Annotated in this window: 23 protein-coding genes; 13 read left to right on the top strand and 10 right to left on the bottom strand. The window is 68.1% G+C overall.

The features are described from left to right. Position 1: 1 nt before the first annotated feature. Entirely contained in the window at positions 2 to 988 is a 987-nt protein-coding gene (locus KGR00_RS16475) for a tripartite tricarboxylate transporter substrate-binding protein (protein ID WP_129138698.1), read from the bottom strand. A gap of 212 nt (positions 989 to 1,200) precedes the next feature. Here KGR00_RS16475 and KGR00_RS16470 point away from each other — a divergent pair, with 212 nt between their 5' ends. From KGR00_RS16470 to KGR00_RS16450, 5 genes are read left to right on the top strand one after another with little or no spacing between them, the layout of a single operon-like run. After that, positions 1,201 to 1,824, top strand: coding sequence for a helix-turn-helix domain-containing protein (locus KGR00_RS16470; protein WP_224419701.1), 624 nt, complete (start codon positions 1,201 to 1,203; stop codon positions 1,822 to 1,824). Then, a complete protein-coding gene (locus KGR00_RS16465) occupies positions 1,821 to 2,486 on the top strand; it encodes a response regulator transcription factor (RefSeq protein ID WP_224419700.1) in 666 nt (221 codons plus the stop codon). The genes KGR00_RS16470 and KGR00_RS16465 overlap by 4 nt, the downstream gene beginning before the upstream one ends. Further along, a complete protein-coding gene (locus KGR00_RS16460; RefSeq protein ID WP_224419699.1) occupies positions 2,483 to 3,847 on the top strand; it encodes a sensor histidine kinase in 1,365 nt (454 codons plus the stop codon). Before KGR00_RS16465 ends, KGR00_RS16460 begins: the two co-directional genes overlap by 4 nt. Beyond that, a complete protein-coding gene (locus KGR00_RS16455; RefSeq protein WP_224419698.1) occupies positions 3,844 to 4,956 on the top strand; it encodes an ABC transporter substrate-binding protein in 1,113 nt (370 codons plus the stop codon). Before KGR00_RS16460 ends, KGR00_RS16455 begins: the two co-directional genes overlap by 4 nt. Further along, the gene (locus KGR00_RS16450; RefSeq protein ID WP_224419697.1) at positions 4,953 to 5,720 is read left to right on the top strand and encodes a TlyA family RNA methyltransferase; all 768 of its coding nucleotides are present in this window, start codon (positions 4,953 to 4,955) and stop codon (positions 5,718 to 5,720) included. The genes KGR00_RS16455 and KGR00_RS16450 overlap by 4 nt, the downstream gene beginning before the upstream one ends. Before the next feature lie 43 nt (positions 5,721 to 5,763). Here KGR00_RS16450 and mscK read toward each other — a convergent pair whose 3' ends face one another. Continuing rightward, entirely contained in the window at positions 5,764 to 9,132 is a 3,369-nt protein-coding gene (gene mscK / locus KGR00_RS16445) for a mechanosensitive channel MscK (RefSeq protein ID WP_343232817.1), read from the bottom strand. 136 nt (positions 9,133 to 9,268) lie between these two features. On the opposite strand from mscK, the gene KGR00_RS16440 reads away from it, so the two are divergent. The 5 genes from KGR00_RS16440 to KGR00_RS16420 all read left to right on the top strand — a co-directional run bounded on the left by KGR00_RS16440 (position 9,269) and on the right by KGR00_RS16420 (position 11,743). Beyond that, on the top strand, positions 9,269 to 10,219 hold the full coding sequence (locus KGR00_RS16440; RefSeq protein ID WP_224419696.1) for a phospholipase A: 951 nt from the start codon (positions 9,269 to 9,271) through the stop codon (positions 10,217 to 10,219). 57 nt (positions 10,220 to 10,276) lie between these two features. Beyond that, positions 10,277 to 10,618, top strand: a complete 342-nt coding sequence (locus tag KGR00_RS16435) for a DUF883 family protein (protein ID WP_129138705.1) — start codon at positions 10,277 to 10,279, stop codon at positions 10,616 to 10,618. Further along, positions 10,618 to 11,013, top strand: coding sequence for a phage holin family protein (locus KGR00_RS16430; RefSeq protein ID WP_224419695.1), 396 nt, complete (start codon positions 10,618 to 10,620; stop codon positions 11,011 to 11,013). Before KGR00_RS16435 ends, KGR00_RS16430 begins: the two co-directional genes overlap by 1 nt. Beyond that, a complete protein-coding gene (locus KGR00_RS16425) occupies positions 11,000 to 11,293 on the top strand; it encodes a YqjK-like family protein (RefSeq protein WP_129138707.1) in 294 nt (97 codons plus the stop codon). Before KGR00_RS16430 ends, KGR00_RS16425 begins: the two co-directional genes overlap by 14 nt. A gap of 234 nt (positions 11,294 to 11,527) precedes the next feature. Then, on the top strand, positions 11,528 to 11,743 hold the full coding sequence (locus KGR00_RS16420; protein WP_224419694.1) for a hypothetical protein: 216 nt from the start codon (positions 11,528 to 11,530) through the stop codon (positions 11,741 to 11,743). A 1-nt stretch (position 11,744) separates the two neighbouring features. Here the strand turns inward: KGR00_RS16420 and KGR00_RS16415 are convergent, their stop codons facing one another. From KGR00_RS16415 to KGR00_RS16400, 4 genes are all read right to left on the bottom strand, one after another. Then, a complete protein-coding gene (locus KGR00_RS16415) occupies positions 11,745 to 13,604 on the bottom strand; it encodes a DUF3413 domain-containing protein (RefSeq protein WP_224419693.1) in 1,860 nt (619 codons plus the stop codon). 133 nt (positions 13,605 to 13,737) lie between these two features. Then, on the bottom strand, positions 13,738 to 15,042 hold the full coding sequence (gene egtB, locus KGR00_RS16410; protein ID WP_224419692.1) for an ergothioneine biosynthesis protein EgtB: 1,305 nt from the start codon (positions 15,040 to 15,042) through the stop codon (positions 13,738 to 13,740). A 131-nt stretch (positions 15,043 to 15,173) separates the two neighbouring features. Further along, complete coding sequence (locus tag KGR00_RS16405) at positions 15,174 to 15,578, bottom strand: hypothetical protein (protein ID WP_224419691.1); 405 nt, start codon at positions 15,576 to 15,578, stop codon at positions 15,174 to 15,176. A 45-nt stretch (positions 15,579 to 15,623) separates the two neighbouring features. Then, positions 15,624 to 16,817 carry an NAD(P)/FAD-dependent oxidoreductase gene (locus KGR00_RS16400; protein WP_224419690.1) on the bottom strand — a complete coding sequence of 398 codons (1,194 nt, stop codon included), beginning with the start codon at positions 16,815 to 16,817 and terminating at the stop codon, positions 15,624 to 15,626. Between the two features lie 185 nt (positions 16,818 to 17,002). Here KGR00_RS16400 and KGR00_RS16395 point away from each other — a divergent pair, with 185 nt between their 5' ends. After that, the gene (locus tag KGR00_RS16395; protein WP_224419689.1) at positions 17,003 to 17,425 is read left to right on the top strand and encodes an STAS/SEC14 domain-containing protein; all 423 of its coding nucleotides are present in this window, start codon (positions 17,003 to 17,005) and stop codon (positions 17,423 to 17,425) included. A gap of 3 nt (positions 17,426 to 17,428) precedes the next feature. Here the strand turns inward: KGR00_RS16395 and KGR00_RS16390 are convergent, their stop codons facing one another. Next, the gene (locus tag KGR00_RS16390; RefSeq protein ID WP_224419688.1) at positions 17,429 to 17,971 is read right to left on the bottom strand and encodes a hypothetical protein; all 543 of its coding nucleotides are present in this window, start codon (positions 17,969 to 17,971) and stop codon (positions 17,429 to 17,431) included. A 257-nt stretch (positions 17,972 to 18,228) separates the two neighbouring features. On the opposite strand from KGR00_RS16390, the gene KGR00_RS16385 reads away from it, so the two are divergent. Together KGR00_RS16385 and KGR00_RS16380 are read left to right on the top strand one after the other, a co-directional pair. Beyond that, entirely contained in the window at positions 18,229 to 18,969 is a 741-nt protein-coding gene (locus tag KGR00_RS16385; protein WP_224419687.1) for a helix-turn-helix domain-containing protein, read from the top strand. A 427-nt stretch (positions 18,970 to 19,396) separates the two neighbouring features. Then, entirely contained in the window at positions 19,397 to 21,046 is a 1,650-nt protein-coding gene (locus tag KGR00_RS16380; protein WP_224419686.1) for an FMN-binding glutamate synthase family protein, read from the top strand. Positions 21,047 to 21,077: 31 nt separating this feature from the next. Here the strand turns inward: KGR00_RS16380 and KGR00_RS16375 are convergent, their stop codons facing one another. The 3 genes from KGR00_RS16375 to KGR00_RS16365 all read right to left on the bottom strand — a co-directional run bounded on the left by KGR00_RS16375 (position 21,078) and on the right by KGR00_RS16365 (position 24,740). Further along, complete coding sequence (locus KGR00_RS16375; RefSeq protein WP_224419685.1) at positions 21,078 to 21,674, bottom strand: DUF4202 domain-containing protein; 597 nt, start codon at positions 21,672 to 21,674, stop codon at positions 21,078 to 21,080. Between the two features lie 135 nt (positions 21,675 to 21,809). After that, positions 21,810 to 22,715 carry an ectoine hydroxylase gene (thpD, locus tag KGR00_RS16370; protein ID WP_224419684.1) on the bottom strand — a complete coding sequence of 302 codons (906 nt, stop codon included), beginning with the start codon at positions 22,713 to 22,715 and terminating at the stop codon, positions 21,810 to 21,812. A 180-nt stretch (positions 22,716 to 22,895) separates the two neighbouring features. After that, positions 22,896 to 24,740, bottom strand: a complete 1,845-nt coding sequence (locus tag KGR00_RS16365; RefSeq protein ID WP_224419683.1) for a protein kinase — start codon at positions 24,738 to 24,740, stop codon at positions 22,896 to 22,898.

Raw genomic sequence — 24,740 nt, 5'->3', positions numbered from 1 at the left:
ATTACTTGATCAGCCCGATTTCTTTGGACAGGTTCTGGATGTCCTGGATCTGGCTCTTGACGTACTGCTCGAACTGGCCTTCACCCGGATGGAACGGCATCAGCCCGTTCTTCTGCATGACGTCCTTCCACTCGTCGCTCTTGTAGAGCGTGTCGATGGCGTCGACCCAGTACTGCTTGGCGTCATCGGAGACCTTGCCCGGCATGTAGAAGCCACGCCAGTTGGCGCCGATGGAATCGATCCCCTGCTCCTTGGCGGTGGGGATGTCCGCGAACTTGCCCGGCAGACGCTCGTCGGAGAGCACCGCGAGCACGCGCAGGTCGCCGGACTCCATGAAGCCCTGGGCCTCGGAGATGTCGCCGGTGAAGGCATCGACGTGACCGCCGACCACCTGGGTCATCGCTTCGCCGCCGTTGTTGTACGACAGGTAGGGAATCTTCGGCAGATTCTCGACACCGGCCTTGTTGGCGGTGATCAGGACCTTGAGGTGGTCCCAGCCGCCGTTGGCGCTGCCGCCGGCGAACTTGACCGACTTGGGATTCTTCTTCAGCGCGTCCATCAGGTCGTTGAGGTTCTGGTACTGGGAATCCTTGGCCACGGCGATGACACCGTAGTCGGCCCCCACGGCCCCGATCCAGTTGACATCATCGGCCGTCATGCCCGGGAACTGGCCCTGGGCGAGACGCGTGGTGGTGGCGGTGGACGCCGCAACCAGCAACTGCGGATCGTCGTCGCGCTTGCTGACGGTATGGGCATAGGCCACCCCGCCGCCGGCGCCGGCCATGTTGGTGGTCTGGACGCTGGCCGGCACCAGATCGAGATCCTCGAGCACCTTGCCCACGCTGCGGCAGGTGAAATCCCAGCCGCCGCCCGGATCGGCGGGCGCGATGCAGTCGACCTTGCCGGACGGCTGGAAGGCCATCGCCAGGCCGGCGCTGAGGGTCAGCGACGCGGCGGCGAGAAACTTGAGAGGCGTTCTCATCGACATTGTTCTAGTCCCCTGAGAAAAGTGGATCAGGAATGAAGGCTCACTTGCAGGACGCTGTCAGCCACCTTACAATTCTGTAAGGAAGAACGGCGTTCCTTAGGGTGGAAACTAGGCAGTTCGCCATAGCGCGTCAACGCCTATCCCACGACTTGCGACCAAAGTTCAATGACGGATGTTTCCGATCACGCGATCGCACGAGGCACACTGACACCATGGCACAGGACCGCGTTGAGGCGGTGGAAAGAGCGTTGACGATCCTCGAGGTCTTCGATGCCCCGCAGGAGCGTTTCACGCTCGCCGAACTGGCCGCCGCCACCGGCTTCTACAAGAGCACCCTGCTGCGCCTGCTGGGCTCGCTGGAACGCTTCGATTACGTGCAGCGCGACCGCGACGGGCGCTTTCGGCTGGGCCGGTCGCCGGTGCGTCTGGCACGCCGCCACCTGCCCAACCGCCGCCTCGAGACCTGGATCCAGCCGGTGCTGGAGGGGCTGGCCGAAGCCAGCGGCGAAACCGCCGCACTGCTCGAGGCCGACGACGATCACGTCGAATGCCGGCTGGTCGCCCTGCCCGCCAGCGGTCTGCGACACGACCTGCGCCCCGGCACGCGCTGGCGGGCGACGGCGGACGCGCCGGCCCTGGACTTAGCCGGTGGCTGCATGGTCTGCCGCCCGATCGCTGACGACGCCGACCAACGCGCGCTGTGGCTGGCCCTGTCGGGGCCCGCGGGGCGGCTCGACCCGTCACGCGCCGCCCGGCAACTGGACGCCGCCCTGGCCGAACTGGCCCGCCGCCCGGGCGACGCGCCCCGCGCCGAACGCGCCGAGGCCGCGCCGTGACGAGGCTGCTGCTGGTCGAGGACGACACCCTGCTCGCGGAGACCCTGCAGGATGCCCTGCGTCTCGAGGGCTACGCGGTGGCCACCCTCGCCGACGGCGACCAGGCCGGCGAGCGCCTCGCCGAGGCGCACGCCTTCGACCTGATCCTGCTCGATCTCAACCTGCCCGGCACCGGTGGCCTCGACCTGCTCGAGGCCCTGCGTCGCCACGATCGCGACACGCCGGTGCTCATCCTCACCGCCCGCGGGGCGATCGAGGACCGCGTGCGCGGCCTCGATCTGGGGGCCGACGACTACCTGGCCAAGCCGTTCGCCCTCGACGAGCTCGAGGCACGCGTCCGGGCCCTACTGCGCCGCCGCCAGAAGAGCGGCGGCCAATTGCAGGTCGGGGCACTGGCCTTCGACGCCCTGGCGCAACGCTTCACCCTCGGCGATGAACCACTCAACCTGCCGCCCCGCGAACAGCGGCTGTTGAGCTGCCTGATGCGCCACGCCGGCGAGCCGGTCGACAAGGCCCAGCTCGCCGGGGAGGCCTTTGCCGGCGAAAGCCTCGGCGACAATGCCATCGAGGTCTACGTCCACCGCCTGCGGCGCCGCCTGGCCGACAGCGGCGTCGAGCTGCGCACGGTGCGGGGCCTCGGCTACCTGCTGGCCACCCCGTGAGCGCCACCCACAGCCTCTACCGGCGCCTGGCCACCTGGCTGCTGCTGCCGCTGCTGGGGCTGGGCGCGCTGATGCTCGTTCAGGCCTACCTGAGCGCCCGGGACGCCGCCGATCGGGCCTTCGATCGCCTGCTCGAGGCCTCGTCGCTGGCCATCGCCGAACAGGTCAAGTGGCAGGACGACCAGCTCTGGCTCGACCTGCCGCCGGCGGCGCTGGCCATGCTCGCCACCGACGCCCAGGAACGGGTCTTCTACGCCCTCTACGACGACCGCGACAACTTCATCACCGGCAACGCCCGGCTGCCCGGGCTGACGACAGCGGACGACACGGCGTTGCACTACGGCGATATCCGCTGGCACGGCATGGCCCTGCGTCTCGGCGTGCGCGCCTCCCGTCTGGAGGGCTGGAGCCAGCGCGAGCGCTTCGAGGTGCGCGTCGCGCATACCCGCGAGGGGCGCGACCGGCTCGCCCTGTCGCTGTTCGCCGGCAGCCTGGGCCGGATCGCGATCATGGCCCTGCTCGCGGTGGCCGTGGTACTGCTGGCGGTCCGCGCCGCCCTGGCTCCGCTGACCCGCCTGCGCCGGGCGATTCGCGGGCGCGATCCGCGCACCCTGGCACCGCTGGCGCTGGAGCTGCCCCGCGAGCTGGCCGAACTGCGCGAGACCCTCAACGACCTGCTGGCCCGCATGCGCCGCGTGCGCGCCAACCAGGAACGCTTCGTCGGGGACGCCTCGCACCAGCTGCGCACGCCGCTCGCCGGGCTCTCGGCGCGTGCCGAACTGGCCCTGCGCCAGGACGACCCGCAGGCCTGGCGCGCCGCGCTGGAAGCGATCCAAGGCGCTAGCGCGCGTACCGCGCGGCTGGCCGTGCAGTTGCTGTCGCTGACTCGCCTCAACAACCCCGAAGCCGCGCCCGCCCCGGCCTGTCTCGACCTGGTCGAGACCGCCCGCAGCGCCACGCGCCATGCCCTGGCCGCCTGCCATCGTCGGGGCATCGACCTGGGCCTGGAGGCCCCCGACGAGGCGGTGATGATCGACGGCATCGACTGGCAGCTCGAGGAAGCACTCAACAACCTGATCGACAATGCCCAGCGCTATGGCGCCAGGCGCATCACCGTGCGCGTCGGCGCCCTGCCGCCGACCCTCGAGGTCGAGGACGACGGCCCCGGCATCCCCGCCGAGCAGCGCCTGCTGATGCTGCGCCCCTTTCACCGTGGCGCCGAGACCGGCGACGGCTCGGGGCTGGGTCTGGCGATCGTCGACGGCATCGCCCGCGCGCACCATGCCCGGCTGACCCTCGCCGACGGTCACGCGGGGCGGGGCCTGCGTGCCACCCTGCTGTTCCTGGGAGACCGCGAATGAGACCCGCCCTTGCCCTGCTCCTGAGTCTGCTGCTGGGCCTCGCCCCGGCCGGCACGGCCGGCGCCCAGTCGCGGCTCGACTACCCGGCCCGGGCCGGCGGAACCGGCACGGCGCTGACCATCCACGGCGCGCTGGACACGCCGCTGATCGCGCCGCTGCTCGAGGACTTCCACCACCGCAACCCCGACATCGCGCTGCGCTACGACAACCTCACCACCCTGGCGGTCTACAGCGACTTCCTCGACGACGAGACCGACCCGCGCCCCGACGTGGTGCTCTCCTCGGCGATGCCCTGGCAATACCGGCTGGCCAACGACGGCTATGCCCAGCCGCTGGAGAGCCCCGCCGCGCGTGCCTGGCCCGAATGGGCCCGCTGGCGCCATGAGCTGTTCGCGATCACCTTCGAGCCGGTGGTGATCGTCTACCGGCGCGAACTCGCCGAGCGTTTCGGCGCGGTGACCAGCCACGCCGGGCTGCTCGACCTGCTCACCGAGCACCGCCAGGCGCTCGAGGGCCGGGTGGTCACCTACGACCCGACGCTCAGCGGCGCCGGCTACTCCTACGCCATCGAGGAAGCCCGCCTTTCGCCACGCTACTGGGAGCTGGTCGCCTCCCTGGGCAGCGTCGACACCGCCCTGGTCGGCACCACCCGCGAAATGCTCGAGGGCCTGGCCGCCGGTCGCTATCTGCTCGGCTACAACCTGCTCGGCAGCTATGCGCGGGACTTCGTGCGCGACCATCCGGGCCTGGAGATCGCCGTGCCCGACGACTATGCGCTGGTCACCCAGCGGCTGGCCTTCATCCCCCGCGATGCCCCGCACCCCCGGGCCGCACGGCGGTTCCTGGACTACCTGCTGAGCGAGGCCGGGCAGCGTGCGATCAGCGAACTGACCACCCTGGGCGCGATCCACCCGGCCCTCGACGGCCCCGGCACCGCCAACGCCCTGCGCGAACGGCTCGGCGACGCCCTGCGGCCGATCCGCATCGGCCCGGGACTGCTCGCCACCCTCGACCGGCTCAAGCGCGAGGCCCTGCTGGCACGCTGGACACGCGAATTCCGACGCGGCACGATCGGCGCCGCCGCCCCCCAGGAGACATCCCCGCCATGAAGCGCCTCGACCAGTTGCTGCTCGCCCAGGGCCTGGTACGCTCGCGGACCCGCGCCCAGCGGCTGATCCGCCACGGCCGGGTGAGCCTGGCCGACACGCCCCAGCGCGTTCTCACCCGCCCCGGCGAGAAATGGCCGGAAGACACCCGCTTCGCGATCGCCGACGACCCCGAGGAGCGTTACGTCTCGCGGGCCGGCCTCAAGCTCGAGGCCCTGCTCGACGATCTCGCCCTGCGTCTCGACGACCGGCTGGTACTGGACGTCGGCCAGTCCACCGGCGGCTTCACCGACTGTGCCCTGGCCCGGGGTGCCCGACACGTGATCGGCATCGAGGTCGGCCACGACCAGCTCGACCCCGCCCTGCGCGCGGATGCCCGCGTCACCTGCCTGGAAGGCCTGAACGCCCGGGCGATGAGTACCGACACGCGGCTCGCCGCCGCCCTGGCACGCCACGCCGGCGAGCGGCCCCGGGTCGCGGTGATGGACGTGTCGTTCATCTCCCAGACCCTGATCCTCCCCGAGCTGGCCCGGGTGCTCGGCGAGGGCGGCGAGCTGCTGTCGCTGGTCAAGCCGCAGTTCGAACTGGGCCCGGGGCGGGTCGACGCCCGCGGCATCGTCACCGACCCGGCCGCCTACGCCGAGGTCGAGACGCGCATCCGCGATTGCTGCGCCACGCTGGGTTTCACGCTCGCCGCCTGGCGGGAAAGTCCGATCCGCGGCGGTGACGGCAACCGGGAATTCCTGCTTCACGCCCGGCTCGACTGAGCCGGGCACGGGCCCCCATCGCCTGCCGAGGGACAGGCCCCGCTCAGCGGCCGGCGTCGTTGTCCTCGACGCCAGCCGCGCCGGGATCGGTCAACGGCGGCGAGCCACCCGGCGCCGTGCCCGACGGAGAGGCGCTGCTCTCGATCCGGGCGACGGTGCCATCGGCCCGGTGCAGCCAGACATCGAGCTGGTTGAAGGCGATCTCGATACCGTGCTCGGCGAACAGCTCGCCGACCCGGCCGTTGATCTCGTCGGTGGCCAAGAGCCGGTCACCGAGGGTGTTGACGAAGATGCGCAGCTCGAAGTCCAGCGTGCTCGCCCCGTAGGCCATGAAGAACACCTGCGGCTCGGGGTCGGCGAGGACCCGCGGGTTCTCGTCGGCGGCCTGGCGCAGCAGCGCGTGAACCCGGCGATGGTCCGAGCCGTAGGCGACGCCGAAGCTCAGCACCACACGGGTGATGGTGTCCGACAGCGACCAGTTGATCAGCTGGTCGGTGACGAAGGTCTTGTTGGGGATGATGATTTCCTTGCGGTCGAAATCGGTGACCGTGGTGGCGCGGATGCGGATGCGGCTGACCGTGCCGTGCAGATTGCCCAGGGTGATGGTGTCGCCGATGCGCACCGGCCGCTCGAAGAGGATGATCAACCCCGAGATGAAATTGGCGAAGATCTCCTGCAGGCCGAAGCCCAGCCCCACGCCGAGCGCCGCCACCAGCCACTGCAGCTTGCTCCAGGACACCCCGAGCGTGCCCAGCGCGGCGACCACCCCGCCGCCGACGATGGCATAGGAGAGCAGCGACGACATGGCATAGGCACTGCCCTGCTTGAGCGACAGCCGCGACAGCACCATCACCTCGAGCAGCCCCGGCAGGTTGCGCGCCATCAGGAAGGTCAGCACCACCGTCACCAGGCTGGTCAACACGTCGGCCATGGTGATCGGCGTCTGGCTGATCGCCTCGCCCGCCCCCTGGGTGATCGTCCACACCGCGATGTGATCGAGATAGGAAAGCGCGGTCAGCAGATCGGCCCACACCAGATAGAGCACCAGGGTGAAGCCGAGAAACAGGATCAGCTTCGACAGGCGCAATGACTGCTGATTGACCTGATCGAGATCCAGCGGCGGCTCCTCGACGACTTCCAGGCCGCCCTCGGCGCCCTCCTGGACCTGGGCGCGGCGCCGCGCCACCGCCCGGCGGTAGGCCAGACGCCGGGCCGCCACTGCCAGCCCGCGCACCACCGCCGCCTCGACCAGGATCCAGCCGCCCAGGATGTAGAGGCTGATCACGAAGCGGCCGACCAGTTGCAGCGCGGTGTACTCGTAGCCCAGCACGATCAGCCCGGCCAGCACCAGATTCACCGCCGCCAGGGCCAGCCCCAGCGCCAGGCGGAACACCTTGACCCCGAAGAACGGCGTGTGGGCCAGGATCAGCCGCGCGATGACCACGCTCATCGCCAGCAGCCCGGCCAGCAGCACCAGCAGTGCCAGCGGGCGCGACTCCAGCGAGGCGCCGCCGTCCTGGGCCAGCGTGCTGATCAGCAGGACCGGCACCAGGGCCATGCCCAGCCACCAGAGCAGGCGACGCAAGCGGGCGGCGTACTTCGCCGGCCAGTGGAAGTGACGGATCGCCACCCCGTCGCTGACCAGCAAGCGACGGGCGAGTTCGATCACCGCCCAGGCCAGCGACAGATGCAGGACGGCTTCGCCGAGCCTGGCGAGCAGCCCCGTACCCCCGAGCCACAGTGCCAGACCCGCGCCACCCAGCAGCAGCGGCCAGGGGATCGCCAGCAGCATGTTGAGCACGATCGCCCGCGGGGTGTGCATCTGGGTATCGCGCTTGAGGCGGCCGATCTCGTCATGCAGCGTCAGCAACTGGCGCTTGATGGGCCGGCGGCGCAGCAACAGGACCCCGGCCAGCAGCCACAGCGGCAACCCCCACAGCGCTCGGGCGCCCAGCGGCTGCCAGAGCGCGTTCGCCTCCTGCCGCCAGGCCTCCGGGGCCAGGTTGCCGGCGACGGTCGCCGGCAGGTGGCGCAGCCAGCTCAGGTTCAGCGGGCTGCGATTGGCTACCCAGAACAGCTGTTCCTCGATGGTCGCGCGCAGCGAGCGGCTGATCGACAGCAACTGCTGCTGATTGAGCTGCAGATCGATCGACGCCGTGAGCAGCTCGCCGTATTCCTGTTCGAGCTGATCGACCAGTTCGCGGCGCGACTTGTAGAGCCGCTCCAGGGAATCGATCAGCGCCGGGGTGGCCTCGACGCCGGCCGCGTCGAGCTGCTGGCGGGCCAGCGCCTCGACATCCAGCAGATCCTCGCGCTGACGGCTCAGCTCGAACTGCTTGAGGCGGATGTCGGCGATCTCCTCCTGCAGGCCGTCGAGGGCCTCGACCTTGGGCAGCTCGCGGCGCTGCTCGCGCAGGATCCGCGACAGCAGCAGGCTGCCGCGGATCGCCTCGATCTGCTCGTTGAGGGTGCGCTGCACCTGGCGTACCCGATCGAGCTGGGTGCGCACCTTGATGCCCTCGCGCTCGTAGGTGTGGTGACGATCGATCGCCTCGAGCAGCGTCTGGCTGAGTTCGCGATTGAGCGACTGGGCCTTCATGACCACCGGGTGGCCGGCGGCGATCAAGGGATCGCGGCTCGCCGCCTCGGTCACCGCCGACTCGAGCTGCTGGCGGCGTCGCTGGTCGAGCACCGCCTGCATCAGGTTGAGGGTATCCTGGACGGTGTCGATCTGGCGGTTGAGGGCGTCGCGGCGACGCTCCGCCAGCGCGTTGAGGCGCGTATTGGTGGCCAGCTGCCGGCGATTGAGGGCCAGCTGGCTCTCCGCCAGCTGCATCTCGGCCTGGTCCAGCCAGACCTGGGGGGAATCCTCGGCCGTCGCGGCGTCGCTGTCGGCCAGGCGCAGGTCCTCGAGCTTCTGCAGGGCCTCGGTGATGTTCTGCTGGGCCCGCTCGGGCAGCGTCTGGGTGGCGATCAGCCGCGAGTTGGCATCGGCGAGCCGATTCTGCAGGCTCTGCAGCTCATCCAGGGTCTGGGCGAGATCGGCCTCCAGGGTTTCCTGGGAGCGCTGCTCGAGCGCCTTGGCGCTGGGCACGCCGCGATTGTCGGCCTCGCTGGCCGAGCGCTCGAGCCGTTCGATCTCCGCCGGCGCCTGTTCGAGGCGTTGCTCGAGATCGGCGCGCTCCTTCTCGACGGCGGCGATCTTGTCGAGGGTGGCGAGGACCGCGCTCAAGGTGTCCATCGTCTGCTGCTGGCCGGCGTCGGGCTTGGCCACGTCCTCGAGGGTCTTGAGGCGTTGCTCGACCGTGTCGCGCTCGGGCAGGTCCGGGGCTTCCTGGGCCCGGGCCGTCAGGGCGGCCGGCAGGACCATCAGGATCGCCGCCAGCATCGTCATCCATCGCCGTTTGATCACATCCGCCCCTCGTCCACTCGCTTCGCCGCAGCGATTGTGCGGCGACCGGCGACCCTTGGCAATCGAGGCGATAATTGACTTGCCGGCGAAGCGTGGTAGAAACGGACCTCTGATGTCTCCTACAGGACGTATTTCTATGGCCTCGCCGACCGCGCTGAAGGCATTCCCCCTGTGCATGATCTCGCTGATGCTCGCCCTGCCGCTGACCGCCCACGCCCAGTCGAGCGACGCCGAGGACACCACCGACCAGCCCAGCGACCCGGCCACGGAGGCCGTGCTCGAACAGGCACAGACCCGCCGCGAGCTGGAGCGCGACTCCAACCGCAACCCGCTGGCGATCACCGTCTATCGCCGCAACTACCTGCTGCCCTGGACCTACAACACCGACCCCAACCAGACGGATTTCGACGCCATCAGCGACAACGCCAACGCCGACAACGCCGAGGTCAAGTTCCAGGTCAGCCTCAAGATCAACGTGCTCGAGGACATCTTCGGTCACAACGGCGATCTCTACTTCGCCTACACCCAGCGCAGCTGGTGGCAGGCCTACAACTCCGATGCCTCGTCGCCGTTTCGCGAGACCAATTACGAACCCGAGGCCTTCGTCAGCTTCGACAACGACCTCACGCTGCTGGGCTGGACCAACACCATCAACCGGGTGGGCTTCGCGCATCAGTCCAACGGCCGCTCCCAGACCCTGTCGCGCAGCTGGAACCGGCTCTACGCCGACATGCTCTTCCAGCGCGGCGAATGGGCGCTGAGCGTGGCGCCTCACTGGCGGATACCGGAAAGCGATGCCGAGGACGACAACCCCGACCTCGAGAACTACATCGGTTACGGCGACGTCACCCTGGTGCGCGCCTTCGGCGACCAGGAACTGTCGATGCTGGTCAGGGGCAATCCCGGCAAGAATCACTACGGCGTGCAGCTCGACTACTCCTTCCCGCTGGCCGGCAAGATTCGCGGTTACGTCCAGTATTACGACGGCTACGGAGAAAGCCTGATCGACTACGACAACGACGTGCAGCGGCTCGGGCTGGGCTTCAGCCTCAACACCTTTCTCGCCGGTATTCCGGGCAGCCGTTGAACCGTCAAATCACGCTGCTATGATGAAAGCGTCATTCACCGTCAAAGGAAGACACTCATGGCCATGTACCCCACCGGGCACTCCGATCGTGACACCAGCACGGCTCAACTGAAGGAAGATCTGCACAACCTGTCTCGCACGGTCGAGGAACTGGTCAATGCCACCGCGGAGGACTCCCGCGGCAACATCAAGGAAATGCGCGATCGTGCCCAGCAGCGCCTGCATGAAACGCGCGCCCGGCTGGAAGCACGTGGCGAGAAGCTCTATCACGATACCCGCGACAGCATGCTCGACAGCGCCGACATCTGCGATCGCTACGTCCACGAGAATCCCTGGACCAGCATCGGCATCGGTACCGCCGTCGGCGTCGTGGTCGGCCTGCTGCTCGGTCGTCGCTGATGGCGGCTCGCCAAGGACCGGCGGAACGCGTCATCTCGGCGGCCCGCCGCCTGCTCGCCACCCTGGTCGCCACCGGCGAGTCGCGTCTGCGGCTCGCCGTGCTGGAGCTGGAACTCGAGCGGGACCGGCTGGTCTCGATTCTGCTGATGGCGGGTGCCAGCCTGATCCTGTTCTCGTTCGGTGTCGGCATGCTGCTGCTGCTGGTCGTGGTGGTCTACTGGGAAGATCACCGCCTGCTGGCCATCGCGCTGTGTGCCGGGGTGTTGTTGCTGCTCTCCGCGGGGCTGGCGATCAAGGCCAGACGCACCGCCAGACAGCGCCGGCTGATGGAAGCGACACTCAGCCATCTCGGTCAGGACCGGCAGATACTGGAGTCCTCTCATGAATCATCGTGAGCGGCTCGCGTATCGCGACCAGCTGGAAACCCAGATACTCCAGCAACGCCTCGACATGGCCATGGCCCTGCGCGACTGGCGCGACGCCACGGCCCCCGTCGACCACGGCTGGGAACGGCTCATGCAGTGGCGCGCGCCGACCCTCGCCGCCCTGGGCATGGTCTCCTGGCGGGGCCTGCGTCGGCCCCGTTCGACGGGTCGGCTGATACGGCGCCTGATGACCGGACTGCTGCTCGCCAACCGGGTCCGCGCGGTGTATCGCTCGATGCACCGTCACTAGCCTGCCACGTGGCGATCCCCCGGATCGCCACCCCTACCCGCTCCCCGAACTGTCGCTGTCCTCTCTCCCTTCGGATCATATCGTGGCGGAACCGATTGTCGCCTCGCGTGGCCGACACCTTCCCGCGGATGCGTTAAGTCCGGCTTAAGTTAACCGGCGCAGACTCACTGTCTATTCATTGCGGCGCCCCTTCGGTCGGGCCCGTTACGACATGCGTCCGCGGAGCGCCCCGTCATGGCGATACCGGTCCCGAGGTTCCTTCACCGTCTTGCGGCGCGCTTCGAGCGCCTCGCCGAGCGTCTCCTGCTGCTCGACATCGGCGTGCTGCTGGGTCAACTGCTCGCCGTGCTGCTGATCCTGCCCTTCGCCGTGCTGCTCGGCCTGGGCCGGGCCACGCGCTGGCTGTATCGTCGCCGCTCGCGCAAGGTCCCGCGCCCGCTCAGACGCTGAGTCAACGGGCGTAGAACCGGCGCATCGTCCGCATCGCCGCCTGCACGGCCGGTGACACCTGCTCCTCGAGCGGCTCGAGACGGCGGTCGACGACCTTCCAGTCACCGGCGCCGTCGATCACCGTGATCCGGTCGTCCTCGATGATCGCGGTATCCAGATAGCTGCTGGCCGTGACCCAGTCGTGATCCAGCCCGGGGTCGAGCAGGTCGCGGCCCTGGCTGTAGTCGTCGACGGGATTGCGACACCCCAGGGCGTGGCGCATCAGCATCGGTACCACGTCGAGATGACTGGTCATGCCCTCGACCTCGCCGGGTTCGACGCCGGGGCCGTGGAGGAGCATCGGCACCTGGGTCTGCGGCGGGGCGAAATGGCTGTTGTGTCCCCAGTAGTTGTCGCCGAAATCGTCGAAGGATTCGCCGTGGTCGCCGGTGATCACCAGCAGGGTGTCGTCCCACTCGCCGTGGCGCTTGAGATCCTCGATGACCCGCGCGATGCGCCGGTCGACGTTGTAGACGGCGTTGCGGTGCAGATTGAAGTACGGCGCGGGATCGGTGTTCGGCCCCAGGGCCAGGTAGTCCATGTTCGCCGCCGAGGGCGTGAAGGGGGTCTCGCCGCCCTCGGGCACGCTGTAGCCGTGGGGAGCGTCGTAGAACAGCATGCCGAACCACGGCCGTCCCACGTCGTCCTCGCGACGCAGGGCCTGCCAGTCGAGCCAGTGGCGGGTCATCTGCCGGTCGCGTTCGGCCGGCGTAACCCCCGACGGCGCCGACGGCAGCTCCGGCACGGAGGCGAAGATCGAACGGTCGAAACCCACGCTGTCCAGGCTCGCCGAGGCGAAGATGCCCAGCCGGTAATCCTGGGCCTGCAACTGCTCGATGAGCAGCGACGGCGTCTGCGAGTTCTCCAGGCGATGGTAGTAGTTGCCGGTGAGTCCGTAGAACAGGCTCATCACCCCGGTGCGCGTGCTGTTGCCGCCGCTGAAGTGATGCCGGTAGCGGCGCCCCTCCCCCTCCAGTTCACTCAGGAGACGTGGCGTGATCTCCGGGCCGACCTCGTCGTGCCGCCAGGTATCCACCAGGATCACCATCACGTTGGGCGGCGAAGTGCCGGGATCACACTGCAACGGTGCCTTCGGCCAGGCGATGTCGTCCGGGGCATCGTGAACGATATCGGCACGCGCGGCACGCATCGCCCGCGGATCGAGCCAGCCGTGCGCCTTCATGAAGCCCTTGGCGGTGGCCGGGAACAGCAGCGGGAAGATGTTGACCTGCTGGGTCACGCTGCGCTGATAGCGCGCGTCGGCGACGATGTGGATCGCATGACTGGCCAGCAGCGCGACGACGAGGACGCCGACGCCCCGCCACAGCGGCAGCCGGCGAACGCCATCCGCGCGCAGCAGGCGCCGGGCCAGCCAGCTCTCGACGAGCAGCAGCCCCGTCACCACGCCTGCGACGATCAGCCAGGTCGAGCCGGTGAAGCTGAAGATCTCGCCGTTCTTGTCGTCGAGGAACAGCGAGACCATGAAGTGATTGATGTGGAAGCGATACTGGGCGAACACCACGGTGTCGACCAGCATCAGCGCCAGCCCCGCCGCGGCCAGCACGGCGGCCGGCAGCCACAGCACGCGGCGTGGCAGAACCAGCCCCAGGACGGCCAGTACCAGCCAGGCCAGCAGCACCAGCAGGCCGAAATGACCGACCCAGGTGACGATCAGATAGGCGATGCCCATCGGGTCGTGGGGCACCGCCAGAAACGGGGCATAGCGCAGGGCGATCAGCCACACCGCGACCAGGTTGATCAGCGCGAAGGCCAGGGTGCCACGCAGACGTCGGCGGTAACCAGCGAGGAATGTCGGGGTCATGAAGCGGTAACACGATTGACTCGAAAGGCGCGTAGTATGTCACGCCCTCCGGGCGATGCACACGGACCGCCATCGACCGCTGCGCCCGGTACCGCCTTTCCCGACCCTCGCTCGCCCGGCGTCGTCGACCACGTCAGGCCTCGCGGGCGAGCCGTACCCCGGAAAAGGCCCAGCGCGCGTGGGGCGCAAAGAAATTGCGATAGGTCACCCGCTGGTGCGCCTGCGGTGTCGCGCAGCAGCCCCCGCGCAGGACCATCTGCCCCGACATGAACTTGCCGTTGTATTCGCCGAGACTCCCGGGCAGCGACCGAAAGCCCGGATAGGGACGATAGGCGCTGCCCGTCCACTCCCAGACGTCACCGAACAGCTGGCCCGGCCGGTGCGGCGTTGGCGCCGCGGCCATCGGCTGAAGGTGGTCCTGCTCGACGAAATTGCCTGCCAGTGCCGCGTCGCGGGCGGCGATTTCCCATTCGGCCTCGTCGGGCAGCCGCGCACCCGCCCAGCGGGCATAGGCATCGGCCTCGAAGAAGCTCACGTGGCATACCGGCGCCGCGGGATCCAGCGCTCGCAGCCCGCCGAGCGTCATGTGCCACCAGGCACCATCCTGCTTCCGCCAGTAGAGCGGCGCCTGCCAGCCGGCGTCGTTGACCTGCTGCCAGCCGTCCGCGAGCCAGTGATCGGGCCGCCGGTAGCCGCCGTCCTCGATGAAGGCCAGGAATTCGCCGTTGGTCACCGGCCGGCTGGCCAGCTCGAAGGCCTCGAGAAAGCGCCGGTGGCGCGGCGTCTCGTTATCGAAGGCGAAGCCGTCCTCGTGCGGGGCGTGGCCGATGTGGTGCAGGCCGGCGGGATAGCCCAGCCACTCGACGGGACCCGGGTCGACAGACGGGGCTGTGGCGAGATCGTCACGATACACCGGATCGAGCGGGTTCTGGGCCAGGATGTGCTTGATGTCCATCAGCAGCAGTTCCTGATGCTGCTGCTCATGGTGCAGGCCCAGCTCGACCCGACGCCGGATCTCGGCGAGATGCTCGGCGGGCGGCGCTTCGAGCAGCTCACCCATGGCTTGGTCGACGTGAGCCCGATAACGGTATACATCGGCCACCGTGGGGCGCGAGATCAGCCCGCGCCGCGGCCGCGGAAACGGCGTGCCGTGGGTCTCGTAATAGGAGTTGAAGAGAAAGTCGTAGGCCGGGTCGAGGGTGCGGTAACCGGCCAGAAAGGGCGTCAGGAGGAAGGCCTCGAAGAACCAGCTGACGTGGGCCAGATGCCACTTGGGCGGGCTGACGTCGGGCATGCTCTGCACGACGTGATCCTCGGTCGCGAGGGGCGCGCAGATCGCTTCGCTGGCCGCGCGGACACGCTGATAGCGGCGCAGCCACTCCTTGAGGTGACGATTTTCCAGGGTATCGCCATCGAGGCGCCGGGCGGTGGAAGGCATGGTGACGCTCCTGTCGGGGGATTCATCCGTGAAGGATCGCTGCTCACTCAGCGTAGGTGCTCGTCATGGACCTTCAAGCCATGCCGCCTCAGCCCGCGGTAATCCGTTCCCCCATGAACGCGCGGACGAGATCAGTGGCCGCGTGCCGCGCGCAGCTGCGTCTCGAGCGACTCCGGCGCCGCGCCGGACAGTCGCACCACGGGCACGCCCGCCTCGCCCAGGGCGGCGCGGGTCGCGCCGTCGAACATGGCGAGCGTCGCCGGCTCGTCATGCACCACGGCGACCACGCCATGCCGACGGGCCAGCGACGCGGCCTCGCTCGGGTAATGGACGCGCACGCCTTCCACCTCGGTGCCGTGGTTCCAGGGCTCGTCGTCGATCACCGCCACCGCCGTGTAGCGTCTCGAGGCGGCGATGCGTGCCAGCAGCCGGTAGCTCGCGTAGCCCAGACCGCAGACGATCAGCGCCTGACGGTCGCCGCGGTCACGACGGCCCGGGCGGCCCAGCGCCCCCAAGCACTTGCCGATCCGCCTCATGACCGCCCGCCCCCCCCCCCCCTGGGCGTGCCATTGCCCGACCTCTCACAGCGACAGCCCGCAGGCCACGCCCGAGGCCCAGGCCCACTGGAAGTTGTAACCACCCAGCTCGCCGGTGACGTCGAGCACCTCGCCGATGAAGCGCAGTTGCGGCAGCTCGCGAACCGCAAAGGTCTTCGACGACAGGGCCCGGGTATCCACGCCGCCCAGGGTGACCTCGGCGGTGCGCCAGCCCTCGGTGCCGGCGGGCTTGATCGACCAGCGGTTGAGGCGTTCGCCCCAGGCCTCGAGCTGGGCGTTGGAAGCCTCGGCGAGCACACCGTCGTCGCCGTGCCATTCGATCAGTGCCTGGGCCAGCCGCCGGGGCAGGCGTTCCGCCAGCCAGCTCGACACGTGGCGGCGCGGGGCGGTCTCGCGGGCCTCGCGCAGCGCCGCGAAGGCGTCGACACCGGGCAACAGGTCGATGTCGAGGGCGTCGCCCGGCTGCCAGTGGCTGGAGAGCTGCAGCATCGCCGGCCCGGAGAGCCCGCGATGGGTGAACAGCAGCGGCTCGCGGTAGCGCCCGTTCCGGCAGCGCGCCTCCACCTCGCAGGCGACACCGGACAGCGCGGCGGCGCGCGCCTTCCACTGCGAGGTCAAAGTGAACGGCACCAGGGCGGCGCGGGTCTCGGTCACCGCCAGGCCGAACGCGTGGGCCACGTCGTAGCCGAAACCAGTGGCGCCCATGGTGGGGATCGACAGCCCGCCGGTGGCGATCACCACCGCGCCGGTGTCGAGGGTTCCCGCCGACGTGGTCAGTCGCATCCCCTCGCCATGGCGCTCGACGCGCTCGATCGTCGTCGCGAGCTGGATGTCCACGCCCGCCCAGTCGCATTCGGTGAGCAGCATGTCGAGGATCGGGCGCGACGAGTCGGCGCAGAACAACTGGCCCGGCGCCTTCTCGACCGGCTCGATACCGTGGCGTTCGACCAGTTCGAGAAAATGCTCGGGGCGGTAGCGCTTGAGTGCCGAGATGCAGAAATGCGGGTTCTGCGAGAAGAAGTTGTGCGGCCCGGTGTCCATGTTGGTGAAGTTGCAGCGCCCGCCGCCGGACATCAGGATCTTCCTGCCGGGCTTGCTGGCGTGGTCGAGCACACGCACGCGTCGCCCGGCGTAACCGGCGGTCAGGGCGCACATCAGGCCGGCGGCACCGGCGCCGACGATCACCACATCGGGATTGGAACAGCTCCTGGCGCTCATCCGAGGACTCCGGGTCATGGCGTGACGAGGCCGGCATTCTACCAGCCCCGCCGCGTCGCGACAGCGCGGCATGTCTTTCGCGGCCTGAGCGCCGCGCCCGCGTTCGGGCCCAACGTCGGCGGCGGTCGATGCCCGAGCGCAGACGCTCTGCTACGCTCAATGAAACCTCGCCAGGAGTCGTCATCATGCTCGAGATGATCACCGCCCCAGCGCCGCATGTCGTCGCCCTGCGCCTGAGCGGCCGACTCGACGCCAGCGAACTTCAGAAGGCGATCGACGCCATCGAGGCCGCCAAGCAGGACCATCCCCGGGTCAGCCTCTACACCGAACTCGATGCCCTGCGCTGGATGACCGCCTCGGCGCTGCTGCGCGATCTGGGCTACGGCCTGACCCAGGTCGGCCAGCTCGGTCACTTCCATCGCGCCGCGGCGGTGTCCGACCATCTGTGGATGCGCCCGCTGGCCGCGCTGGAGAACCACCTCTTCAAGCCGCTGGAAGTTCGCGTCTTCTCCAACGACCACAAGCACGAGGCCATGGCCTGGGTCTGCGAGCTGCCCGACGGCCAGGCCGGCCAGGAAACGCCGCCGACCTCGCGGCAGGCGGGCTGACCGCTAGGCCCTGCGACGGCGCAACAGGGGCATCAGCGGGATGACGGCCGCCTCCCGCCAGCCCGGCTGGCTTTCCTGCAGGATCCGGCATTCGGCGCTTTTCTGGGTGACGATCGTCTCGAGCAGCGCCTGCCAGTCGGTGACCGCGTTGACCCGTAGCCAGGCACGGTAGCGTTCCAGCGAGACCTCCGCCTGTTCCTGGGCCTCGGCAAGCAATGCCGACCCCATCACTTCATCGGTGACGAAGAATTGCTCGCAGGATGGCGCCTCGGCCATCGCACGGACATTGGCATCGAACGAAACCTGATCGAGCGAGACCTGATCGAACAGTTGCAGCCCGCGGGCCGTGCTCGCCAATGCCAAAGCCCGCCGCCGACTCTCCTCGGCCAGCGTCTCGAGCAGGCGGCTGAGGGCGGGGTGATAGGTCAGAAAGCGCAGGGCCAGTTGGCGATAACGCGCTGTCTCGTCGGCTTCATGCGCGATGGCCGGAAAGCGCCCCTCTTCCGGCAGGATGGCTCTTGTCTTGTTATCGAACGCGCACGGCATCGTCGGTCTCCCTTGTGAACAGGTCTGTCCGGGCGCGACAACAGGTCATGCCCGATCCCGAAAGGGTCTTGAGGCCCTCTCATGGCGCGCAATGTACCCAGCGAATACCAAGTAAACTTTGATGGACGTCATGCGTCCGGAAATGAAGGGCAGGCAACCAGCAAACTCAGTCCGGGCCAGATGGCAAATACCAGTCTTTTTACTCGTTCATGCTCTTCCATACTCACCGTGGGACAGAGCATCAGGGAGTGGCTGACATGACGAAGCCGAGCCGCCTCATGCGATTCGCCGGCTCGCACGACCTGCGCTGCCAGACGTGCAGTCTGAGCGCGCTGTGCGTTCCCTCGACCCTCACGCTCCGGGATGTCGAGCGGTTCGAATCGCTGACCCGCCAGTGGCCGCCCTTGCACAAGCGGCAGACGTTGCTCCATCAGGAGTCGCCCTTTTCCAGCCTGTTCGTCGTGCGCTCGGGCAGTCTCAAGCAGACCTCGCGCTGCCCGTCGGGAGAGGACCAGATCACCCATTTCTTCCTGCCGGGCGAGCTGGTGGGACTCGATGCCCTCGGCGAACGGCGCTATCCAGGCACGGTGACCGCCCTCGAGACCACCACCGTCTGCGAGATCCCCTATCACCATCTCGACGGCCAGGGCGACAGCGTCATCGGGCTCAGGGAGCACCTCTTTCAGGTGATGAGTCGCGAGCTCCATCATGAGCGCATGCTGGTGCGCCTGTTGCTGCGACGAACCTCCGACGTGCGGCTGGCGAGCTTCTTCGTGGCCATGTCGGCCCGCTTCCAGCGCCGCGGCTATTCGCCCCACCGCTTCCGGCTGGCCATGTCGCGGGCCGACATCGGCAGCTACCTGGGGCTGGCGGTCGAGACCGTGAGCCGCCTGCTGGGGCGTTTTCAGCAGTCGGGGTTGATGACCACCCGCGGGCGCGAGTTCGAGATCCTCGACAGCGACGGGCTGAATCGTCTGGCGGAAGGCGAAGGCCGTTAGGGAAGCGCTGAATAAATCAGCGAGCGGTGTCAAGCACGAGGCGTACGGCGCACAGGAACCGGAGCCTATGGGGTATAGGTGAGGATTCCGCGCACCGCACAACAAAGTGATCGGCCCGCGCAGCTATTTAGGCAGCGTTTTCTTAGGGCTCGCCTGGCTGACCGGCCGGATAGCGCCACCCCGAGTCGTCAAGCCACGATACGCGACGTGTCGCGGCGGATGGGGCCATGCCTTCGACGGAGATGCGTCATGGCCTCGACGACGCCCCTTTTCAGTCTGGCGACCGAAAGGGCGTGGGTCGTATCGATGACGGTACTACTGGGACGACGGAACGACACGGGGGATAATCGGTCCTCTCATCATGACGGGCTGACAACGCGTGACGGCCTGTCCTGGACTGCCCCGCATCGTCGACAGGAGCCCACCGATGCACCAACCTTCGCTGTTGAGTCGCCTCCCCTTCCGCTATGCCCCCTATATCGCCAGCCTGATCGGCCTGGTCGTCTCGCTGGGGCTGTGGCCCGTGGCCTCGGGGTGGGGCTGGGCGGCCGCGATCTTCGCCGCCCTGGCCGCACTGGGCACTTACGATATCCGGCAGAAGTCCCACACGGTAAGCCGCAACTATCCGATACTCGCCCACTTCCGGTACGGCCTGGAGTCCATCGGCCCCGAGATTCGTCAGTACTTCATCGAATCGGACACCGACGCCCAGCCGTTCTCCCGCGAGCAACGCTCGCTGGTCTACCGGCGTGCCAAGAACGTCTCGGACAAGAAGGCCTTCGGCTCGGTCCTGGATCTCTACGCCGAGGGCTACGAGTGGATGAGCCCCTCGCTGCATCCGGCGACGATCGACGATCACGACTTCCGGCTGGTGATCGGTGCCGACTGCGACAAGCCCTACTCGGCGAGCGTGTTCAACATCTCGGCGATGAGCTTCGGCGCGCTCTCGCCCAATGCGATCAGCGCCCTCAACCGGGGCGCGCGCGACGGCGGCTTCTACCACGACACCGGCGAGGGGGCGATCTCGCCCTACCACCGCCACGGCGGCGACCTGGTCTGGGAAATCGGTTCGGGCTACTTCGGTTGTCGCAACGACGACGGCAGCTTCAGCGAGTCGCGTTTCGTCGAGAACGCCACGCTCGAGTCGGTCAAGATGATCGAGATCAAGCTCTCCCAGGGGGCCAAGCCCGGGCACGGCGGCATTCTGCCGGCCGCCAAGGTGACCCCGGAGATCGCTGCCACCCGCGGTGTGTCGATGGGCCGGGACGTGGTCTCGCCGGCCGGCCACAGCGCCTTCACCACACCCCTGGAGATGATGGCCTTCATCGCCCGGCTACGCCATCTCTCCGGCGGCAAGCCGGTGGGCATCAAGCTGGCCATCGGTCACCCCTGGGAGTGGTTCGGGCTGGTCAAGGCGATGCTCGAGAGCGATACCCGCCCGGACTTCATCGTCGTCGACGGTGGCGAGGGTGGCACCGGCGCGGCACCGCTGGAGTTCATCAATCGGCTGGGGATGCCGCTGACCGAAGCGCTGCTGCTGGTCCACAACACCCTGGTCGGCGCCGGGCTGCGCGAACGGATTCACGTCGGCGCCTCGGGCAAGATCATCTCGGCCTTCGACATCGCGCGGACCATCGCCCTGGGGGCCGACTGGTGCAACGCCGCCCGCGGCTTCATGTTCTCGCTGGGCTGCATCCAGTCGATGTCTTGCCACACCGACCGCTGCCCCAGCGGCGTGGCCACCCAGGACCCGCAACGCGGGCGCAAGCTGGATGTCGCCGACAAGTCGCAGCGGGTCCGGCAGTTCCACGAGAACACCCTCGAGGCACTGGCCGAGATGCTGGCCGCCGCGGGCCTGACCCACCCCGGCCAGCTAGGCCCCGAACACGTCCTGCGGCGTGCCTCGCCGACCGAGGTCCAGACCCTGGACACGCTCTATGCCTATCTCGCCCCGGGCGAGCTGCTGGAGGGGACGCCGACCCACCAGGTGTACCGGCATTTCTGGGACAGCGCCCGCGCCGACGCCTTCCGCCCCCCCGAGGAGGAGCTGGAGCGGCGCCAGACCAAGCTGCGCTGAAGCGCCGGAGAAGGCATGGCCGAGGCACTCTTCAGGCGGCGCCCAGGGCGCGCTGGACCAGTGCCCGCGCCGCCTCCGGCAGGTCGATGGTCATCGCCAGCTCGTGGCCCCGCGGCGACATCTTGGCCCAGGTCTTGCGCAGGATACGCAGGATCTTGTCGTCGTCGTGGCGGGCCGCGAACGCGGCGAACTCGTTGTCGAGAAACACCAGGCAGGCGGTATCCTCCAGCGCCTGGGTCTCGGGATCGCGGCGCAGCCCTTCCTTGCGGATCAGGCTCGCGACCCGCTCGCCGGTCGCCGCGTCGTACCCCACCGCCTTCAGGATCCCGGCCGCCGTTTCCGCCTGACGCCGCCCCAGATCGCGACGCCAGGTCAGATAGCCGGGTCGGTCGCGTGGGTAATCGTCGCGAGGCACCTGCCAGCGTTGCAGATGCTGGGCGCGAACCGCCAGCCGCAGGGCCTCGGAGGCCTCGGGCAGCACCCGGTCCAGCCAGGCGCTCATGCAGCGGGCATAGTGCAGTTCGTAGGGCAGCGTCTCGCCCTCGACCCGCACGGTGCGCGGATCCTCGGCGTGCAAGGCATCGAGTCGTGCGATGGCGCGCGTGAAGCGGGTGTCGGTATCGAGCATGCCGATCTCCTCCTGGGTCAACCCGCCCTCCACCTTACGGCATGCCGTGGAGAGCGCCAACGCCGGGGGCGCACAGACGCGACGGGCACCCCGAGGGGTGCCCGTCGCAGGGGATCGGCGTTCGCGGTGTGCGATTCACTCGACCGGGGTCAGCGGACGCCAGTCCTTGCGGTTGGCGAGGAACTCCGGCCGCGGGCGATTCCCGCAGTAGGGGTCGTGCAGGGTGTTCTCGACGCTGTTGTAGACGAAGAACAGGTTACTGCGCGGCCAGCAGGACATGTTGATGTTGGACCCGTGCAGGGTGTTGCACTCGAACATCACCAGCGAACCGGCCGGCCCCTTGGGCGCCTCGATGTCACCCTCGACCATCAGGTCGCGCAGGCTGGCGTCGTCCGGCACGCCGATGTCCTGGCTCTTCAACGACTCCTTGTAGTTGTCCTCCGGGGTGCGTCCCACGCAGGGCACGAAGTAGTTGTGCGAACCGGGGACCAGCATCAACGGGCCATTGAACTCGCCGTTGTCGGTGAGGATGATCGAGCAGCTCACCGAGCGCATGCGCGGCATGCCATCCTCGCTGTGCCAGGTCTCGAAATCCGAATGCCAGTCGAAGCCCTTGCCCTTGAAGCCGGGCTTGTAGTTGATCCGCGACTGGTGGATGTAGACATCACTGCCGAGGATCTGCTGAACCATCGCCAGCAGCCGCGGGTCGCGAGTCAGCCGGCTGAAACGCTCGGATACCTCGTGGATACCGAAGATCGAGCGGATTTCCTCCTTGCCGGGCTCGAGGATGGTCCCCTCGGAGAGCTTGAGGTCCGCGTCGTCCTCGTAATCGCGCAACTCCTGCAGAAAGCTCTCCATCTCGTCCGGCGAGAAGAAACCCTCGAAGGACAGAAAGCCCTTTCTGTCGAACTCGTCGAGTTGCTCTTCGCTGAGCGGCCCCTTGCGCTGTTCACCTTCGCTGTGAACCACGGGGTCGATACGCTCGAACATGCCCAGTTTTCGTTCGAGCCGGGTCGGGAAAAGATCCTGGGTCTCTTTCATCGCAAACTCCTCCATTAGTCTGCTTGCTACAGCGTCACTTTCGGCTGCTTGACCTTAAACGTAGACGTTACATAAAGCCTCAACAATCACAGCCGGTGACGGCGTCGGATGTCGTCCGATGCCGCCACGGTAACCCCCTAAGCACGCTTTGTATTTAATATAGGTTAAATCGACAACGACTCAGGTATCGCGCTGTCGCGCCTGCCCTTCACCCCGCGGGTCCCGGGGATAGAACCGCGCCGGCAGTTGCTCGATGTGCGAAAACACCTTGGTGTCCTTGTAGGGCATCTTCATGTAACCGGACACCCCCAGTCCGCGGATCAACGGCACCGCGGCGAGCATGGCGTCGAGACAGGCCCGGAATTGCGCCTCGCGCGCCGGGTCGAGCAAGCGGTAATAGCTGTGAATCTTGAGGTGGTTCGGCAACGCCTCGAAGATGATCAGGCCGGTGTGGTGGATCGCGTTGAGCGCTTCCAGCTGCTGCATGATCGCCTCGGGGAGCTGCAGGAACTCCTCGGGATCCGGGCCGTCCTCGAAGTAGGAGTGAATGCGGGTGCGATCCTCGAGATCGGGCGCGGCACTCACCTCATAGGGCAGCGTCATGTCCGGCCCGGGATGAAACGGCTCGTCGGGCCCCGCGCGGTCGATGTGCAGGGTATCGCGGGCATTGAACAGGCAGCTCTTGAACACGCCGCGACGGTAGATCGCCCGCGCCAGGGTCACCATGTTGTTGACCGCGGCGATGAAGGCCGTGCGGCGCGACAGGTCGTGCAGGTTGAGCACGCTGTCGATGTACACGCCGTCGCTTTCCCAGCGGACCGCCAGCCCGCCCACCACCGGATAACGACCAAGGCGGCTGACCGCGGCGAGGAAGGCCTTCTCGGTCTCGCCCATGCCCTGCATGAAGTTCTTGTAGTAGCGGTCGAGCTGGACGTCGTTGACCGCGCTGAGGGTGTCGGTAGCGGCCGCCGCCTCGCGCAGGAACGACTTGCGCGAGCTGTAGACCACGGTATCGATCTCGCGCCGGCTGGGCCGCACCCAGACCGGCACCAGCGCCGGCTCGGGCGGCTCCGGCAGATCGAGCATCACCAGCCGCGACAGGCGCGGCATCTCGGCGAGGAAATAGTCACCGGCCCGACGGCGACGCTGCGGGTCGTCATCGAGCATGCCGTCGAGCACCCGGGCGAACTCGACGGGCAGGCCCAGCGCGGTGGCGGGTATCGCCCGATGGCCGAAACGACACGACTGCGCCGAGGCCAACGCGTAGAGCGTGCCGGCCGCGCCCTGCTCGTCGAAGCGCGGCGACGACAGCCCGCCGCCCAGCTGCTCCTCGCCGATGAAATAGACATCCCCCAGCCGGGCGTTGGTGTGCTGCAGGTCGTCGGACATCAGCTCCATGACGCTGGTCGAGATGAACTGGCCGTTGGCGTCGAGCTGGGCGAACACCGACGAGCCCCAGTCGATCAGCGCCACGGTCTCGCTGCGCGGATCGAAGACCAGGTTGGAGGGCTTGATGTCGCCATGCACGATCGGCTTGCCGTGGGGGCCGGATTCGCGACGCAGGCCGCGCAGGATGTCGGCGATCTGGGCGGCGATGCGCACCACCAGCCGCGGCGGCAGACGACCGTGGCGCAGCGAATACTCCTCGAGGTTGATGCCCGGCGCGCGTTCCATGACCAGGATCGACTGCCGGCGAATGCGCTGGAAGGCGACCAGCCGGGGAACCCGCGGGTGATCGACCTGCTCGAGCATGAACGCCTCTTCCTCCAGGCGATCCTGAAGGTGCTGCGGCAGGGTGATCCGCGAGAACTTGAAGACGTGATGCGCCTCATGCGCCGAGACACCGGCGAAGACGAAGCCGTAGGCGCCCTTGCCGACCAGTTCGATGTCGCGATAGCCGAGCTGCTCGAGCTGGGTGCGGCACAGCGCGACCCAGTCCTTGAGCTTGCGGGCGTCGTCGTGACTGAGCAGGTAGATCGACTGCTCTTCGGGGATGTAGAACTGTTCGAGCGTATCCCGGGCCAT

It is taken from the genome of Modicisalibacter sp. MOD 31.J, from assembly GCF_020147985.1.
Taxonomy (GTDB): Bacteria; Pseudomonadota; Gammaproteobacteria; order Pseudomonadales; family Halomonadaceae; genus Modicisalibacter; species Modicisalibacter coralii.
The sequence above is the reverse complement of the archived record's forward strand: the minus strand, read 5'-3'. Positions and strand labels throughout refer to the sequence as shown.

Bases quoted from the DNA above. Each gene is read 5' to 3' on its own strand.
- KGR00_RS16475 (WP_129138698.1), bottom strand. From the start codon at position 988: ATGTCGATGAGAACGCCTCTCAAGTTTCTCGCCGCCGCGTCGCTGACC.
- KGR00_RS16470 (WP_224419701.1), top strand. From the start codon at position 1,201: ATGGCACAGGACCGCGTTGAGGCGGTGGAAAGAGCGTTGACGATCCTC.
- KGR00_RS16455 (WP_224419698.1), top strand. From the start codon at position 3,844: ATGAGACCCGCCCTTGCCCTGCTCCTGAGTCTGCTGCTGGGCCTCGCC.
- KGR00_RS16450 (WP_224419697.1), top strand. From the start codon at position 4,953: ATGAAGCGCCTCGACCAGTTGCTGCTCGCCCAGGGCCTGGTACGCTCG.
- KGR00_RS16440 (WP_224419696.1), top strand. From the start codon at position 9,269: ATGGCCTCGCCGACCGCGCTGAAGGCATTCCCCCTGTGCATGATCTCG.
- KGR00_RS16435 (WP_129138705.1), top strand. From the start codon at position 10,277: ATGGCCATGTACCCCACCGGGCACTCCGATCGTGACACCAGCACGGCT.
- KGR00_RS16430 (WP_224419695.1), top strand. From the start codon at position 10,618: ATGGCGGCTCGCCAAGGACCGGCGGAACGCGTCATCTCGGCGGCCCGC.
- KGR00_RS16425 (WP_129138707.1), top strand. From the start codon at position 11,000: ATGAATCATCGTGAGCGGCTCGCGTATCGCGACCAGCTGGAAACCCAG.
- KGR00_RS16420 (WP_224419694.1), top strand. From the start codon at position 11,528: ATGGCGATACCGGTCCCGAGGTTCCTTCACCGTCTTGCGGCGCGCTTC.
- KGR00_RS16415 (WP_224419693.1), bottom strand. From the start codon at position 13,604: ATGACCCCGACATTCCTCGCTGGTTACCGCCGACGTCTGCGTGGCACC.
- egtB (WP_224419692.1), bottom strand. From the start codon at position 15,042: ATGCCTTCCACCGCCCGGCGCCTCGATGGCGATACCCTGGAAAATCGT.
- KGR00_RS16405 (WP_224419691.1), bottom strand. From the start codon at position 15,578: ATGAGGCGGATCGGCAAGTGCTTGGGGGCGCTGGGCCGCCCGGGCCGT.
- KGR00_RS16400 (WP_224419690.1), bottom strand. From the start codon at position 16,817: ATGAGCGCCAGGAGCTGTTCCAATCCCGATGTGGTGATCGTCGGCGCC.
- KGR00_RS16395 (WP_224419689.1), top strand. From the start codon at position 17,003: ATGCTCGAGATGATCACCGCCCCAGCGCCGCATGTCGTCGCCCTGCGC.
- KGR00_RS16390 (WP_224419688.1), bottom strand. From the start codon at position 17,971: ATGCCGTGCGCGTTCGATAACAAGACAAGAGCCATCCTGCCGGAAGAG.
- KGR00_RS16385 (WP_224419687.1), top strand. From the start codon at position 18,229: ATGACGAAGCCGAGCCGCCTCATGCGATTCGCCGGCTCGCACGACCTG.
- KGR00_RS16380 (WP_224419686.1), top strand. From the start codon at position 19,397: ATGCACCAACCTTCGCTGTTGAGTCGCCTCCCCTTCCGCTATGCCCCC.
- KGR00_RS16375 (WP_224419685.1), bottom strand. From the start codon at position 21,674: ATGCTCGATACCGACACCCGCTTCACGCGCGCCATCGCACGACTCGAT.
- thpD (WP_224419684.1), bottom strand. From the start codon at position 22,715: ATGAAAGAGACCCAGGATCTTTTCCCGACCCGGCTCGAACGAAAACTG.
- KGR00_RS16365 (WP_224419683.1), bottom strand. From the start codon at position 24,740: ATGGCCCGGGATACGCTCGAACAGTTCTACATCCCCGAAGAGCAGTCG.